Below are 15813 nucleotides of genomic sequence, written 5' to 3'. Positions count from 1 at the left end.
TGTCCGCTGGAACATCGGTCTTGAGCAGAGCAACGGCACGCGCCGTGGTGTTCAGGTCACGGTGCAGAGTGAGGCCCTCACCCTGTTCGTGCCGACGGAACGAGTCCCTGATCTCACTCGATCGACGCCCCAGGTCATCGACGAGCCGATCGTGGGCGCGGAGGCACCGGGGCGGCTGGACGAGGAAGACGACGACGATGCCATGCCGGGCGGCTGGACCATGAAGCCCCCGCCACTGCCCAGGACCCGTGCGGACGTCCGGGAACCGGACGTCCCCGAACCCCAGGAGCGGACCCGTGCGGACGTCCGGGAACCGGACGCCCCCGAACCCCAGGAGCGGACCGGTCCGGCTGTGTGGGGATCGGACGTGCCTGAACCTCAGGGGCGGACGAGTCCGGCTGCGTGGGGACCGGTTGTCAGCGATCCGCAGGACGAGTCCCGGCCGGCCAGGCGAGAATCCGACGCCACTGACGCAACGGACGCCGTCGAACCGCAGGAACAGCCCCAGCTGGACGCCGAGGCCCTCATGGATCTGCGGACTCCTGGCCGGGGTTCCAGGATCATCCGCGTGGAGCCGGACGACGTCTGGAGGTACGCGGGACGCGTTGCGTCCCGCGCGCCGGCGCCCTGGTCCGGCGACTCCGTACGCCTCGTGGCCCTGGAGACCGACGGTGAGAACGCGCTGCTGTCCGATGCCGGCCAGCCGGTGGAGCCGTTCGCGCCGGACCAGGCGGCCGAGCTCATCGCGGTCCAGCTCGGGCAGAGCAGGCGGGACCCGGTCCCGGCGCTCGTGCTGATCGCCGAGGGGAACGCGGTCGTGCGCGAGGACCTCGCCCATCATCTGGCGGCGCAGACGGGACAACCCGTGTGGTACTCCGCGTCGCCGTCGCGCCTGCACACCGACCCGCACGGCGTAGGACGGGTCTTCGTGCTCGGCGATGGACAGTGGACGAGGACCGACGCGGAGGGTGGCCCGGACGACGGCGGTGACGGTGACCCCGGCTCCCCGCAGCAGCCTCCGGGACCGACGGTCCAGGGGCCGGTCACGCCGGTCACGCCGGACCCGACGGATCCGACGGCCGAGCCCGACGAAGAACACCCTGCCGCCGAGCCCGACGAAGAACAGCCTGCCGCTGAGGACGACGCGGGGCACGAGCAGCGGGGCAGCCTGCTGCCCGGCGACCCCCGAACCGATCTCAACGCCGAGCTCTCCGCCTCCCGCCGCGGCGAGACGGTACGCGGGCACGGTGTGCGAGACGTCGGTCAGGAGGCCGACGACAGCGGGTTCCGGTCCTTGTCGTCGCGCCGTGGCGAGGACCGCGTGACGCCGTCCGGGGCCGGGCCCGCCCAGGTCTCGCGGCAGTCGGGCCGCCTTTCCCACCGCTCGGCGCCAGTACCGCGCGCGCAGGTGGTCACGGAGTACGGCAGTCCCGCCGGCCTCGACCTACGCTCCCCTGAGCTCCGGGATCAGGCACCTCTGGCCAAGGTGGATGCCTGGCGTTTCCGCATCACGCGTCAGGAAGTAAACGGGGTGGCGGGGCGCAGCGATACAGAACATGCTCCGTGGTGGACCCCTTACCTCCTGGCCCGTGCCCCGTACTTCGTGGTGGCGGGCGGCTCGCCCAGGGGCTTGAACGTGCTTACCGATAAGGGCAGTGCCCTGATGAGACCGAACGAGGTCGCGGACTTCCTCGCCGCCCACCCGGAGGTGACTCGTCTGCGAGCCGACGTGCCGATCGTGCTGCTTGCCGAGCACAGCGGCAGCGGTGGGCTGGAGATGCCGCGGCTCGTCGCCGCCCGGACCGGTCGGCCGGTGTGGAGCTTTTCCGGCAGCCTGCGCCTGGTGGCCGCCCCAGGATCGAGCCGCTCCATCATGGAGACGGCCGTTCCCGCGGACCGCTCGCGTCCGGTCGGCCGCTGGATTCTCAGTCGGCCCGACGACCTGGGCGCGCACACGCCCGCAGAACGTGCCACGGTCCTCCCGGAGTCCGGCATGGTCAGCCTGCTCAACGGCGGGGTGCTGATGGACGGGTCCTTCGTGAACGAGACGGTGACGGACAGCAGCCACGAGTCGCTGGGCCGGGCCTTCCTCGCGGACGACGACATGGCCGATATGGAGCGGGGCTTCGCGAGCCTGGGCAGGCGGACCACCTACAGGCAGCAACGCAAGGATGAGTCAGGGCACAACGTCCCGATCCCGGGGACGGAACGCCCCCTGCCCTGGGTCACGGACTCACCGAACGCCCGGCCCTATTTCCTGGTCGCCCACGGCTGGGATCATTTTGTCGAGCTGCCCCGCAGCCGCGACAACCCGGACAATGTGGCTCGGGTGGACGCAGGTCAGCTGGGGGCCATGCTCAAGCGCCGGCCCAGCCTGAGTCAGCGGCCCGCCGACGCGCCGATCGTCCTGGTGTCCTGCCGGACCGGCGGTGAGTTCCGCGTTCCGGAGTGGCAGACGGCCCAGCGCCTGGCGGACACCACTGGTCGCACGGTGTACGCGCCGTCCGCCGAGGTTTCGGTCCTCTTGAACGTCCGCACGGGACCGAAGGGGAACGAGGGAACCTGGCTCACCTTCCGGCCGGCCACGGCCGGACACCCCGAAGGGTGAGGGCGACCGTTCGAGCCGTGAGGTGCTCTCCGCGGACCTGAGGTCCTCGGTGGCGGATGCCGCCTCGGCTTCCGCCACCGACGGGCGCGACGGCGGCGGCTCCCGCAGCATGCGCTCGCGGCACAGCCCGCCCGGCCCGGGACGAGAGCGTACCGAGCGGGCTGCACAGGGTCCTGCTGCCGGCCTCTTCCACCTGGGCGACTCGGTCCGGAGTGTGGATGCCGGCCGTCAGAGGCACGGTCCGCATGGGAGGACGTTCCGCACGGGAGGACGTTCCGCAGGGCCGGCGCCGTCAGGACGGCGGACGTTCCAGGATCGCGGCCATGCCCAGTCCTCCGGCCGCTCCGAGACACAACAGGCCGCGGCGGCCGTCCCGTTCGGCGAGGAGCTTGGCCAGTGTGGAGACGATGCGCACGCCGGTCGCGGCGAAGGGATGACCCGTGGCCAGCGAGGAACCGGCCACGTTCAGCCGCTCGCGGGGCACCGGTGCCAGACCGGCCTTCTCCCACGCCGCCAGCACGGCCAGCACGTGGGCGGCGAAGGCCTCGTGGACCTCGATGAAGTCGAAGTCCTCGATGCCCAGCCCCACTCGGCGCAGCAGCCGTGGAACGACGTGTGCGGGGCCCATCATCATGCCCTCGAGCGGATCCTCGGGCTGCCCCGCGTAGTCGACCGCCGCCGAGTCGAAGGCCGTCAGGTACGCCAGGGGAGCGAGCCCCCGTGCACGTGCCCAGGCGTCGTTCGCCAGGAGAACCGTGGCAGCGCCGTCGGTCAGCGGCGTGGAGTTGCCCGCCGTCATCGTCGCGTTCGGCTCCGCACGGCCGAACACCGGCTTCAGGCGGGCGAGTTGTTCCATCGATGTATCAGGGCGCAGAACCTCGTCCACGGTCAGTCCCCGGTACGGGACGATGAGGTCCTCCATGAACCCGCTGCGGTAGGCGGCGGCCAGCCGCCTGTGACTCGTCAGCGTCAGCTCGTCCTGCTCCTCGCGTCCGATGCCCCACAGGCGGGCCGAGACCGCCACGTGCTCTCCCATCGAGTGCCCGGTGCGGGTGTCGGGGTGGACGACCGTGGGCGCGAAGTCCCGAGGGCGTAACCGGGAGAGCGCTCGGACACGACCGGAGACACCGCGCGAGAAGCGAGCCTCGGTCAGCGCGCGGCGCAGACCCGCGCCTAGCGCCATCGGGACATCGCTCATCGTGTCCGTACCGCCCGCGACGGCACTCTCCGTCGCTCCCACCGCGATCTTGGCAGCGGCCGTGACGACCGCCTGCAGACCGGTCGCACAGGCCTGCTGTACGTCGTGGGCGGGGGTGGTCGGGTCGAGGCACGAGTCCAGCACGCATTCCCGCGTCAGATTGAAGTCGCTGCTGTGCTTGACCACCGCGCCGGCGACGACCTCGTCCACACGCTCTCCGGCCAGGTCGAACCGGGCGGCGAGCCCGTCGAGCGCGGCGGTGAGCAACGCTCGGTTGGTGTCGGTGGCGTACGTCCCTCGAGCGCGGGCGAAAGGGGTGCGCACACCACCCAGTACGGCGACCTTCTGGAGCCCGGAAGAGAACATGCCCAGAGGATGGCCGGGGAACGGGTTGCCGTTCGGCGGCCCGGTCCGCCCCCTGCCCCTTCGGCCGGAACCTGGAGCCCGAAGTGCACCGGCGTCCCCCGGGGACTGCTGAACGACGCCGAGGTCAGCATGCTTCACCATATGTCGGCCAAGTCCCCGCAAGCCGTGGGTGAGTGTTCGCGCCGATCGCCGAGAACGAAGGAGCTGGTATGAGCGCCGCCTGTCCGGTTCCGTCGCCCTGCGAGGCGGTCGTGCGCGCCGAGGGACTGTCGAAGACATACCACGGCGCCGGGCTGCCGACGTACGCGGTCCGCGGTGTGGACCTGACGGTGCGCCAGGGCGAGTTCGTGGCCCTGACCGGCCCCTCGGGTGCCGGCAAGTCCACCCTGCTGCACCTCATCGGGGGCCTGCAGCGGCCGGACAGCGGGCGGTTGTGGCTGGACGGGCAGCGTGTCGAGCGGTGCGGCGCGGCGCGGTGGTCGGTCCTGCGCCGACGCCGGATCGGCGTCATGCTCCAGTTCTGCAACCTGGTCTCGCACATGACCGTGGCCGACAACATCGAACTGCCCGCGCTCCTGGCCGGTGCTCCTCCCCGCGCCGCCCAGGAGCGTCGGGCCACTCTCGTCACCGAGCTGGGGCTCGAAGGGCGCGAACGGTCCATGCCCGGTGAACTCTCCGGAGGTGAACGGCAACGGGCCGCGCTGGCGCGAGCCCTGGTCAACGACCCCGCGATCCTCCTCGCCGACGAACCGACGGGCACGCTCGGCGGGCGGGCCTCCCGTGAGATCCAGCGCCTCTTGTCCCGCCTGCACCAACGAGGCCAGACCATCGTGACCGTGACGCACGACGCCGGACTGGCGAGCGGTGCCGACCGTGTCGTCAGCCTCTTCGACGGGCGGGTGACCGATGACACCCGTATCGGCGACACGTGGAGGGAGGACGGCCGGCCGACCCGGACGGGGGTCGCCGGCGTGCTCCGGCTGAGAGGTTAGGAGAAGTCAAGAGGCTGGGGGGTCAGGAAGCCAGGAAGGCAGGAGTGCAGAAGTGCAGAAAGCGAGGAGCCGCTCCCGCCTCACGCCGTCGGGTCGCCGGCGGCCCCGTCGTCGGGCGCCGGGGACGACTGGCCCGCGGACCCGCCCTGGGCGGACAGGATGTGCGCCGAACGCCACATCTGCGGCGACACGCCGTAGGCGTCCTTGAACGCACGGCTGAAGTGGGACGCCGACTTGAAGCCCCAACGGCGCGCGATGGACGACACCGTGTCGGCGCTCGGTGGATGCCGGGACAGTTCCCGGCGAGTGGCGTCAAGACGGTGGGTCCGAACCCATTCGCCGAAGCCGATGTCGCAGCGGGCGAGAATGGAGTAGAGGTAGCGGACCGAGATGTGATGGGCGGCGGCCACCGAGGCGGGCGAGAGGTCGTGATCCGCCAGGTGGGCCCGCATGTACTCCACGATGCGCACGCCGAGGGTCTCGTTCAGCGGACCCGCCGCCAGCGCCGGCCGTTCCGTCTCCGCAGCGATGACGGAACGTATCAGCTCCAGGCTCGGGACGGCCAGGTGGCTTGCCGCGGACCCGGTTGTCAGGTGCGGGCTTCCGGCCAGCTGGGACAGGTAACTCGCGGTCAGGCCGGATATGGAACCGTCGGCCCCCAGCGTGCGCGCGGTCAACTGCCCGACCGCCGCGTCGGGAAGCGCGATGTCCTTCAGGGGAATCCGGAAGAAATGCATGTCGACGCCCTGGTCGAACAACAGCGTGTACGGGCGCCTGGTGTCGTAGAAGGCGATGTCGCCGGGATTCAGGACCGCGTGCCTGCCGTCCTGGATGACCGAACTCTCGCCCGACACCTGCAGACTGATGAACAGCACCGGTTCCCAGTCGGCCTTCGCGAGCCGCGGTGTCCGGTGTACCGTGGCGGGATTCGCCTGGACACGGCTGAGCTGTATGGGGCCCACGTTGGTGAGGGCCACGTCCGCGAACACTCGATCAGGGTCCTTGGGAAGCACCAGCTCGACGGGGACCACCTGATCTCTGATGGTCTGACGCAGGGCGTCAGCGCGATCTCCCACGGGGAGAGTCGACGTTCCCCACTTCGTCGTCGTCATCGGAACCTCCTGCATCGCTCTGCTGCGCACCCTAAAGAGAAGATTCACCACGGAACAGCCGAGAGCACTGGTTCTGCAGGTTGGGGCAAAAATTCTGCGGAGAGGGGCAACCGGCGACGGGCAGTGCGCCCCGGGAAAAGAGGGTCTGCACGCGTAGTCACCGCTGCGCCGGAACCGGTGTCTAGATTCGCTGTCAGGTACCGTCGGCCGCCGCCCCGCGCCGACGGCACCGTGCAAGCCGCAGCCAGGCGGACAACCGAAGCAGCGGACGACGACGTCGGCTCGCCGGCCTGGCCGGCCCGTTCCAAGGAGCAGATCGATGAGTCACACCGGGCATCACGGGCAACCTTCACCTCCCACGGAACCGGCCGCCCAAGCTGATCCGCCCGTGCGGCACACGGACCCGCATGCCGCCCATGGCTCCTCGCACCACGAGAACCACACGGACCATGAGAGCCACGAAGGCCACGAAGGCCACGAGGGTCACGAAGGCCACGAGGGTCACGAGGGCCACGAGGGTCACGAACACCGTCAGCAGCACGGTGGCCACGACCAGCACGCCGGTCACGCTCAGCACGGTGGCCACGATCAGCACGGCGGTCACGACCAGCACGCCGGCCACGATCCCGAGGTCTTCCGGCGGCGCTTCTGGGTGAGCCTCGTACTCGCCCTCCCGCTCGTCGTGGCGAGCCCGATGTTCCAGAGCTGGTTCGGCTACGACCTGACGCTGCCGGGCGACTCGCTCGTCGCACCCCTGCTCGGTTCGGCCGTGTTCCTGTACGGCGGGCTGCCGTTCCTTTCCGGCGCGGTCGCGGAGATCCGGGGGCGGACCCCCGGGATGATGCTGCTGATCTCCATGGCCATCGTGGTCGCCTACGTGGCCTCGCTCGCCACCACCGTGGGCCTGTTCGACCTGGACTTCTGGTGGGAACTGGCCACCCTGGTCACGATCATGCTGCTGGGGCACTGGCAGGAGACCAAGGCCATCGGCCAGGCACAGGGCGCGCTGTCGGCGCTCGCCGCGCTCCTTCCGGACACGGCCGAGGTGGTCCGTGCGGAGGGGACCGGCCAGGTCCCGGTGTCGGAGCTGCGCGTCGGCGACCAGGTCCTCGTGCGGCCGGGCGGCCGGGTGCCGGCCGACGGGACGGTCGTCGACGGCCGGGCCGAGGTGGACGAGTCCATGATCACAGGGGAGTCCCGTGCCGTGGCGCGCGCCGTGGGGGACCGCGTAGTGGCCGGTACCGTCGCCACCGACTCGGTGCTGCGCGTGCGGGTCGAGGCGGTCGGGGAGGACACGGCGCTGGCCGGGATCAGCCGGCTCGTGGAGGAGGCGCAGAAGTCCCGGGGAAGGGCCCAGGTCCTCGCGGACCGGTTCGCCGGGGCGCTCTTCTACGTCGCCACCGGAACCGCGCTCGTCACCTTCGTCGCCTGGTGGCTCACCGGTGACGTGCGGGAAGCGGTGGTGCGTACGGTCACGGTGCTCGTCATCGCCTGCCCGCACGCCCTGGGGCTGGCCATCCCGCTGGTCATCGCGCTGTCGACCGCGGTGGCGGCCAAGGCGGGCATCCTCGTCAAGGACCGGCTGGCCCTGGAGCGCATGCGCACCGTGGACGCCATCCTCTTCGACAAGACGGGCACCCTGACGAAGGGCACCCCCACGGTCACCGGCCATGCCGTCGCCCCCGGCGTCACGGAGGAGAAGGCGCTGGCGCTGGCCGCGGGGATCGAGGCGGACAGCGAGCATCCCCTGGCCAAGGCGCTCACCGCGGCGTCCGACGCCCCGCTCGCGGCGCAGCAGTTCGAGCCGCTCCCGGGCCGTGGCGTGCGCGCTCAGGTGGACGGCACCTGGTACGCCGTCGGAGGACCGGGACTGCTGCGGGAGACGAAGGCGGAGATCCCCGAGGAGATCCGTACGGCGACCGAGGCCTGGGAGCGGGACGGCGGCGCCGTACTGCATCTGCTGGACCTGGACGCGCAGCCGCGCCCGGTCGCACTGGCCGCGTTCGAACTGGAGGACGCCGTGCGCGAGGAGGCGCGGACGCTGCTGGAGCGGCTGCGCGGTGACGACATCCGGATCGTGATGATCACCGGGGACGCGAAGTCCGTCGCGACGAAGGTGGCACAGTCCCTGGGCTTCCGCCCGGACGTCGACGAGGTCTACGCCGAGGTCCTGCCGTCCGAGAAGGACAGCGCGGTGGCGCGCCTCCAGGAGCGCGGGCTCACCGTGGCGATGGTGGGTGACGGCGTGAACGACGCGCCCGCGCTGGCACGGGCCGACGTGGGCATCGCGATCGGCGCGGGCACCGATGTGGCCATCGAGTCCGCCGGGGTGGTGCTGGCCTCGTCCGACGTGCGCGGGGTGCGGGCCGTCGTCACGCTGTCGCGGGCGTCGTACCGGAAGATGATCCAGAACCTGGCCTGGGCGGCCGGCTACAACGTGGTGACCCTGCCGCTGGCCGCCGGCGCCCTCGCCTGGGCCGGAGTCGTGCTGAGCCCGGCCGTCGGCGCACTGCTGATGTCGGCCTCGACCATCGTCGTCGCGATCAACGCGCAGTTGCTGCGCCGCCTCGACCTCCGCCCCGAAGGTCAGTGACGCGAGCCGGCCGGACCACCTCTCCACCAGGCGCTCCGGCCGGCCCGGCGCGGGCGCGCGTCGCGTGGTACGCCAGGCGCGCACCGCCCCGAAGGGACACCGCTGTGCCCGAAGGGGTGCACGCGCGAATTGGCTGGACACATCTCCTCGGCGTGGATCTACTCTCCGAAATCGCCGCCCGTTGCCGTGTCGCCCCCGGACACGGCTCGTGCCGATGCCTGGAGGGCTCATGACCGCCGTTGCACCCGTGGAACCCCCGTCCGACCGCGTCCCGCCGTCGGACGGAAACGACTACGACGGCATTCTCGGGCGTCTGCGCGAACAGACGCGGTGGACGCGAACGCGGCGCGGCGTCGCGCTGGAGCGGGCGGTCACGACCGGCCCCGAGGCGCCGGGGGAGTGGGCGTCCCTCGACGCCGTGATCTCCCGTTGGTGTTCCGACAGACCGTTCCACACCGCCCTGTCGGACGGCCTCACCGACATCACCTACGGCGCACTCGACCAGCGGGCCGACGCGCTCGCCGCGACGCTCGTACGACGAGGCATCGGCAAGGGCGACATCGTCGCCCTGGTGATGGACGCGGGTACGGACTTCGTGGTCCGGCTGCTCGCCGTGTGGCGGGCCGGTGCCGCCTTCCTCCCCCTGTCGCCGGCACACCCGCCCGCGTGGCTGAGCCGGGTGGCGCGACCGGCGGGCGTCGCACTGGTGGCCGGAAAGCCCATCCCCGGCTTCCCGCACTGGGACGACGCGTACGACGAAGTCCGCGACGGAGCCCGCGACGGCGTCCGTGATGGCGTCCGCGACGACGTGCGCGAAGGCGGAGCGCCGCCGGCCGGCCGGAACGCACCCGGCGACCTCGCGTACGTGATCGCCACGTCGGGATCCACCGGGACGCCCAAGCTCGTCATGATCGAGCATCGTGGTCCGGCCAACCTGGTGACGGCGCTGCGCGACCACCTGGGCGGGGTGCCGGACGGCGCGAGGGTCCTCCAGTACGCCCAGCCCGTGTTCGACGGCTTTCTGGTCGAGACGGTCCTGGCGCTGACGAACGGCGGCCGGCTGGAGTGCCCGCCCGGTCCGGGCTGGTCCGGCGAACCACTGGAGGACGTGCTGACCCGGCGGCGCGTCACGCATGCCCTCCTGCCCGCCGCCGTCCTGCGCACGCTGCGCCCCGGCGGGTACCCCGACCTGCGCATGATCGCGAGCGTCGGGGACGTGTGCCTGCCGGAGACCGCCCGCGCCTGGAGCGCTCATTACCGCTTCGTCAACGGGTACGGCCCCACGGAGGCGACCGTGTGCACCACGATGTACACCGCCGACGGCGCGGACCGTTCCCGCGTCCCGATCGGACGTCCGCTCACCGGATGCGAAGTCCACATCCTGGACGAGGAGTTGCGGGAACTACCGACGGGCGTCGCGGGCGAGATCTGCATCGGCGGGGCGGGCGTGGGCCGAGGGTACCTGGGCCGGCCGGAGCTGACCGCGCGGCGATTCGTCGTGGGCCCGTCGGGCGGACGCCTGTACCGCAGCGGCGATCTGGGGCGCAGGCTCGAAGACGGCACCATCGAGTTCCTTGGCAGGCTGGACGACCAGGTGAAGGTGCGCGGGGCGCGCGTCGAACTCGGCCATGTGGAGTCCGCGCTCATCGCCCTGCCCGGCGTACGCGACGCGGTGGCCGTGATCGACCGACGAGGCGAACCCCGGCTGCTCGCCTACGTCCTCACCGAAACCGAAACCGAAACTGAAACCGAAACCGGCACCGACACGGGCACGGGCATCGACGCCGACGCCGTCACCGCCGGCACCTCCGAGGCCCTGCGGGCCGGTCTCGCGGACGTCCTGCCGTCCTACCTGGTGCCCGACCGGATCGTCGTGGTCGACCACTGGCCCCTGACCTCCAGCGGCAAGGTCGACCGCAACGCCCTTCCCCGGCCCACCACTTGCGCCCCGGACGCCCTCGACGCCCAGGCCATCCCCGACGCCCAGGCCGCCCCGTCCGGCGACGCCGAGCGAGCCGTGGCCGAGATCGCCTCCGAACTGCTCGGCACGCGCGTGACCGGCGTGCACGACGACCTTTTCAAACTGGGCGGCAACTCCCTGTTCGCCGCACAGCTAGTGGCCCGGCTGCGGTCCCGGCTGCGCGCCGAAGTCCCCCTGCGGACCGTCCTGTCCGGACGCACGGTCGCCGCCGTCGCGGCCGAACTCGGCCGGGCGAGCGTGGCCGCCGGACCGGGACCGCGGCCCACCGACGCCGCGCCGCGGCCGTCGGCCGGGCAGCGGCGCGTCTGGCTGCTGCACCGGCTGAGGCCGCAGGCACGCGCCTACCACGCGCAGGCGGTGCTCCGCCTCGCCGGGACGCTCGACCGCGCGTCCCTGGAGGCGAGTCTCACCGATCTGGTGCGCCGGCACGACGTCCTGCGCAGCCGGTTCCCGGAGCGGGACGGCGAGCTGACCTGCGTACTGGACGAACCCTGGCGGGTCGTGCTGGACGTGCGCGACCTCAGCACGTCGGACGACCAGGACGCGGCCGTCGCCGACGTCGTACGCGAGCTGGCCGAGGCGCCGTTCGACCTCGCCACCGAAAGGCCCTTCCGGTGGACCCTCCTGCGCCTCGGCAGCCGGGAACACCTCCTCGTCCACGTCGAGCATCACGTGATCCACGACGGCTGGTCCTTCCGCGTCCTCCTGCGCGACCTGCTCGACGGCTACGCGGAGCACCTCGCGACCGGAGCGATCAGCGCGGAGATCCCCTCGGTGGGCTACTACGACTACGCGCGATGGCAGGAGGAGTGGCTCGGGTCGCACGAGGCCGACGTACAGCGCGCGTTCTGGCGGGCCGAACTCGAAGGCGCCCCGACCGTACTGCCTCTGCCCCGGCGCACGGAAGCACTCGCCTCCAGCTTCCGCGGGCGCCTTGCGCGGCGGGAACTGGACGGCGAACTGTCCCGACGGATCGCCGAACTGGCCGACCGCGCCGGTGTGTCCCTGTTCACCGTGCTCCTGGCGGCCTTCTTCGTCCTGCTCCACCGCTACAGCGGTGCCCGTGACCTGCTGGTGGGCTCGGCCGTGGCGAACCGGCGGTGGCGGCAGACGGAGGACACCGTCGGCATGTTCGTCAACACGGTGGTGTTCCGCGGCGACTTCGCCGGCGACCCGACGTTCGAGGACTTCCTGCGGCAGATCCACCGACGGGGCCTCGCCATGGCCGACCACCAAGAACTTCCCTACGACGCGGTGTTCGAGGAGTCTCCCGGCGTACACGGCGACGGCGCCCGCCCTTTGATCCAGACGGCGTTCAGCTTCCACGACGCACCCCTCGGGCCGCTGCGGTCGAACCCGCTCGACGTCACCGTCCTGGAAGGTGTGAGCAACGGATCGGCCAAGGTGGACCTGTCCGTGGTGGCGACACCCAGGTACGCACAGCCCGGACGCGTCTCCCAACTCCCCGGCGCCCTCGTGTCGATCCCCGCGTCGAGCACGCCCGTCGCGCCCAGCGACCGTTCCGCGCTCACCGGCATCACGCTCGCCTGGGAGACCGACTCGGACCTCTTCGACACCTTCTTCACCGACCACATGCCGGCGGCCTTCGACACCCTCCTGCGATCACTCCTGGACGAGCCCGGGACACCGGTGTCCCGCCTGCCCCTGGTCGACTCCCGCACCCGGAGCCGACTGCTCGACCTGGCGGTCGGCCCACGGTCCGAGCCACCGGCCGCACGGGTGCCCGACCTGATCGACCGCTGGGTCCGCGGCACCCCGGACGCGACGGCCGTGGACGGCCCGAAGCCGCTCACGTACGCCGAACTGGCCGAGCAGGCCGACCGCGTGGCCCGCCACCTGTGCACGCGCGGAGTCGGGCGCGGCGACGTGGTGGCCGTGTGGCTTCCCCGCGGCCCCGACATCGCCGTGACCCTCCTCGCGGTGATGAAGACCGGCGCCGCCTCGCTGCCGCTCGACCCCTCGACCCCGCCCCACCGGCTCGCCGACCTGATGGCCGACTGCGGTGCGGACGTCGTCGTCACTACTGCCGACCTGGCCGGCGGCATACCGCAGGGTATGTCCCGCGTGGTCCTGGACACCGTGCCGGACGTGGCCGTCGAACTGCCCCGCGGCAAGGCCGAGGACGCCTGCTACGTCCTGTACACCTCCGGGAGCAGCGGCACACCCAAGGGCGTCGTCGTCCCGCACTCCTCGGTCGCCGCGCGCGTCTGGGACGACGGCATGAACGCGTTCCGGCCCGGCGACGTCATGCTCTCGGCGTCCTCCGTCGCCGTCGACCCCTTCGTGCTGGAACTGTGGGGCCCGCTCGTCCACGGCGCGGCCGTACGCTTCCTGCCCGCGACCTGGGACATGGCCGGCCTCGCCCGCGCACTGGCCGCTCCGGGCGTGAGTCACGCGATGCTGTCCGTCGCGGTGCTGGACGAACTGCTCACCGAGTTCCCGCACGCGCTGACCGATTCCCCGCTCACGTGCCTCGTCACCGGCGGTGACGTGGTGCCACCCGCACTGGCCGAGGCGCTGGGAAGCACCGGGATCCCCCGCGTGTACGACGCCTACGGGCCCACGGAGACGACCGTCGTCGTCACCGGCATGCCGCTGACCGGGTGGCGGGCAGCCGCGGACCGGCCCCGGGTCCCCATCGGCCGCCCCCTGCCCAACAGCCTGCTCTACGTGCTGGACCGGCAGGGAAACCTGGTCCCCCCGGGCGTCAGCGGGGAGATCTGTGTCGGCGGTCCCGTGGTCGCGCGCGGATACGTGGGCGCGGCGGAGGGGGCCGAGAAGCGGTTCGAGGAAGGGGGTGAAGAACAGCTTCACGAGGAGTTTCACGAGGGGTTCACCGGCAACCCGTACGCGCCCGGCCGGTTGTACCGGACCGGCGACCGCGGCCGGTGGCTCGCCGACGGCTGCCTCGAATACCTCGGGCGAAGCGACGAACAGGTCAAGATCCGCGGCTTCCGCGTCGAACCCGCCGAGGTGCGCACCGGGCTCCTGCGCCTGCCCGGAGTCCGTGACGCGGTCGTCGTCGCGGACGGGGCGGCGGACCGGCTCGTGGCCCATGTGCTGACCGAACGCGAGGGCGCGGACGTCCGCATGGCGCTGGCCGAGCGCCTGCCGGATCACCTCGTACCCAGCGTGATCATGACGCACCGGCACTTCCCTCTCACCTCCGGCGGCAAGGTGGACGTGCGCGCGCTTCCCCTGGCGCCCGTACGGGAGGAGCCGCGGACCGAGCCGTCCAACGACCTCGAGACACTCCTGGTGCACCTGGTCACCGAGGTGTGTGGCATCCGGCCGGGCGTGCATGACAATCTGTTCCGTATGGGCATGCACTCTCTGCAGGCCATGCGGCTGTCCCACCGCGTCTCCGTCGCGCTGGGCCACGTCGTCGGCCTCGAACTCCTCCTCACCCGGCCGACCGTCGCCGAACTCGCCGAAGAACTGGGGGAGTCGGGGAAGGCGGGGATGCCGGGGACGCCGGGGGAGCTGACGGACAGGACGCCGGCCGCGGTCGACGTCAGCACGATCGCGAGAGTGGCCAGATGACGACCTCCTTCCCGCTGTCCGCCGCACAACGCACCGTCTGGGACATGCACCGCAAGGACCCCAGCGGGCACCGGCAGAGCACCCAGCGGACGTTCGTGGTGACGGGGCCGCTGGACCTGGAGGCGCTCCGGACGGCGGTCGACATGGTCGTCGAACGCCACGAACCCCTGCGCACCGTGTTCCTGGAGGGGCCCGTCCAGCGCATACGCCCCCACCTGCCCGCCCCGCTCGACATCGTCTCCACGGCGCCCGAACCGCGCGCCTACGACCTGACGCAGGGCCCGCTCCTGCGCCTCGCGGTCCGTGAACTCGGCGACCTTCGGTACGAAGTCACCGTGTTCCTGCACCTGTTGGCGGCCGACGGCTGGTCCATGGACGTGTTCTTCGCCGATCTCTCGGCCTGCTACCGCGCCGCCCGCCACGGCAAGGCACCCGAACTCCCCGCCCTGCCCGTGCAGTACGTGGACTATGCGGCCTGGCAGAACGGCCGGCTGGGTCCCGAGCGGATCCGGGAACTCGAAGAGTGGTGGCGTGCCGCGCTCGACGGCTACCCGGTGCCGGCCCCGCGCGACTCGCCTCCGGACGCGAGCGATGCGCGTCCGGCGAAGGACGGCGTACATCCGGGTGAGACACGTCCGGGTGAGCACGCTCCTTCAGCGGCCTGGCCACCGGGACGGGCCAAAAGCCACGTGCGGACCGTGAGCGCGGACCGGATGGACGCGCTGCGCGCCCTGGCCCGGCGGCGGGCCCAGTCCATGTTCTCGGTCCTCGCGGCCGGCTGTGCGCTCGCCCTGACCCGGGACAGCGGCCAGGACCGCGTCCTGCTGGGCCTGGCCGTCGCGAACCGGGACCGGCCCGAGATCGAGCGTGCCCTGGGGTTCTTCGTCACCCTCACGGTGCTGCCCGTCGACCTGCGGGACGCCCGCGACTTCGGCGCCCTGGCCGAGCGCGTCGCCCAGGCGCGGGCGGCCACCTACAGCCACCGCGAGCTGCCCCTGCACCTGGTCGCCGCGGCCACGGGTCTGCCCGAGTCGGACGACGGCACCTTCTCGCTCCCGGCCGTGTTCGCCCACCACCCCGCGGGCAGCCTCGGCACACTGGAACTCGACGGCTGCGAGATCGTCGAGCGGCCCGACCCCGACACGGCCAGATTCGCCCTCACCATCAGGGCACGGGAAGCGTCCGACGGCAGCTGCGAGATCCGGGCGGAGTACGACCGCGCCCACCATCCGGACGCGGAGATCAGCGCGCTCCTCGACGCCTACGAGGCCGTGCTCCACGACGTGTCCGAACGACATGAACGGCACTTGGACGTCGTGCCCACAACGGTGTCCTTTCGGGCAACAAAACGCCCCGGCGGTGGCGGGGCCTCGTAGCAGGACCCGAGGCTGGCGCCATG

8 protein-coding genes are annotated in these 15813 nt (G+C 71.8%); 5 read left to right on the top strand and 3 right to left on the bottom strand.

Features of this window, described 5'->3' with window-relative positions; all coding sequences use genetic code 11:
• The coding region (locus ACGFYV_RS03920) for a hypothetical protein (RefSeq protein ID WP_393876725.1) at positions 1-2608 on the top strand (2608 nt) is incomplete at its 5' end.
• A 292-nt stretch (positions 2609-2900) separates the two neighbouring features.
• Here ACGFYV_RS03920 and ACGFYV_RS03915 read toward each other — a convergent pair.
• Positions 2901-4172: an acetyl-CoA C-acetyltransferase gene (locus ACGFYV_RS03915; RefSeq protein WP_393876724.1), complete on the bottom strand. Its 1272-nt coding sequence runs from the start codon at positions 4170-4172 to the stop codon at positions 2901-2903.
• A gap of 209 nt (positions 4173-4381) precedes the next feature.
• Between ACGFYV_RS03915 and ACGFYV_RS03910 the strand changes: the two genes are divergently transcribed.
• On the top strand, positions 4382-5164 hold the full coding sequence (locus ACGFYV_RS03910; RefSeq protein WP_393876723.1) for an ABC transporter ATP-binding protein: 783 nt from the start codon (positions 4382-4384) through the stop codon (positions 5162-5164).
• An 80-nt stretch (positions 5165-5244) separates the two neighbouring features.
• Here the strand turns inward: ACGFYV_RS03910 and ACGFYV_RS03905 are convergent, their stop codons facing one another.
• Complete coding sequence (locus tag ACGFYV_RS03905; RefSeq protein ID WP_393876722.1) at positions 5245-6276, bottom strand: helix-turn-helix domain-containing protein; 1032 nt, start codon at positions 6274-6276, stop codon at positions 5245-5247.
• Positions 6277-6625: 349 nt separating this feature from the next.
• Positions 6626-6889, bottom strand: a complete 264-nt coding sequence (locus ACGFYV_RS03900) for a hypothetical protein (protein ID WP_393876721.1) — start codon at positions 6887-6889, stop codon at positions 6626-6628.
• A gap of 39 nt (positions 6890-6928) precedes the next feature.
• On the opposite strand from ACGFYV_RS03900, the gene ACGFYV_RS03895 reads away from it, so the two are divergent.
• The 3 genes from ACGFYV_RS03895 (at position 6929) to ACGFYV_RS03885 (ending at position 15790) form a co-directional block, all read left to right on the top strand.
• Positions 6929-8869: a copper-translocating P-type ATPase gene (locus ACGFYV_RS03895; protein ID WP_393876720.1), complete on the top strand. Its 1941-nt coding sequence runs from the start codon at positions 6929-6931 to the stop codon at positions 8867-8869.
• Between the two features lie 229 nt (positions 8870-9098).
• Positions 9099-14414, top strand: a complete 5316-nt coding sequence (locus tag ACGFYV_RS03890; protein ID WP_393876719.1) for an amino acid adenylation domain-containing protein — start codon at positions 9099-9101, stop codon at positions 14412-14414.
• Positions 14411-15790, top strand: coding sequence for a condensation domain-containing protein (locus tag ACGFYV_RS03885; protein WP_393876718.1), 1380 nt, complete (start codon positions 14411-14413; stop codon positions 15788-15790). The genes ACGFYV_RS03890 and ACGFYV_RS03885 overlap by 4 nt, the downstream gene beginning before the upstream one ends.
• Positions 15791-15813: the final 23 nt, after the last annotated feature.

This window comes from Streptomyces sp. NPDC048297 (genome assembly GCF_043201585.1).
GTDB lineage: Bacteria > Actinomycetota > Actinomycetes > Streptomycetales > Streptomycetaceae > Streptomyces.
Note: the sequence above shows the minus strand (reverse complement) of the source record. Positions and strands in the feature narration are given on the sequence as shown.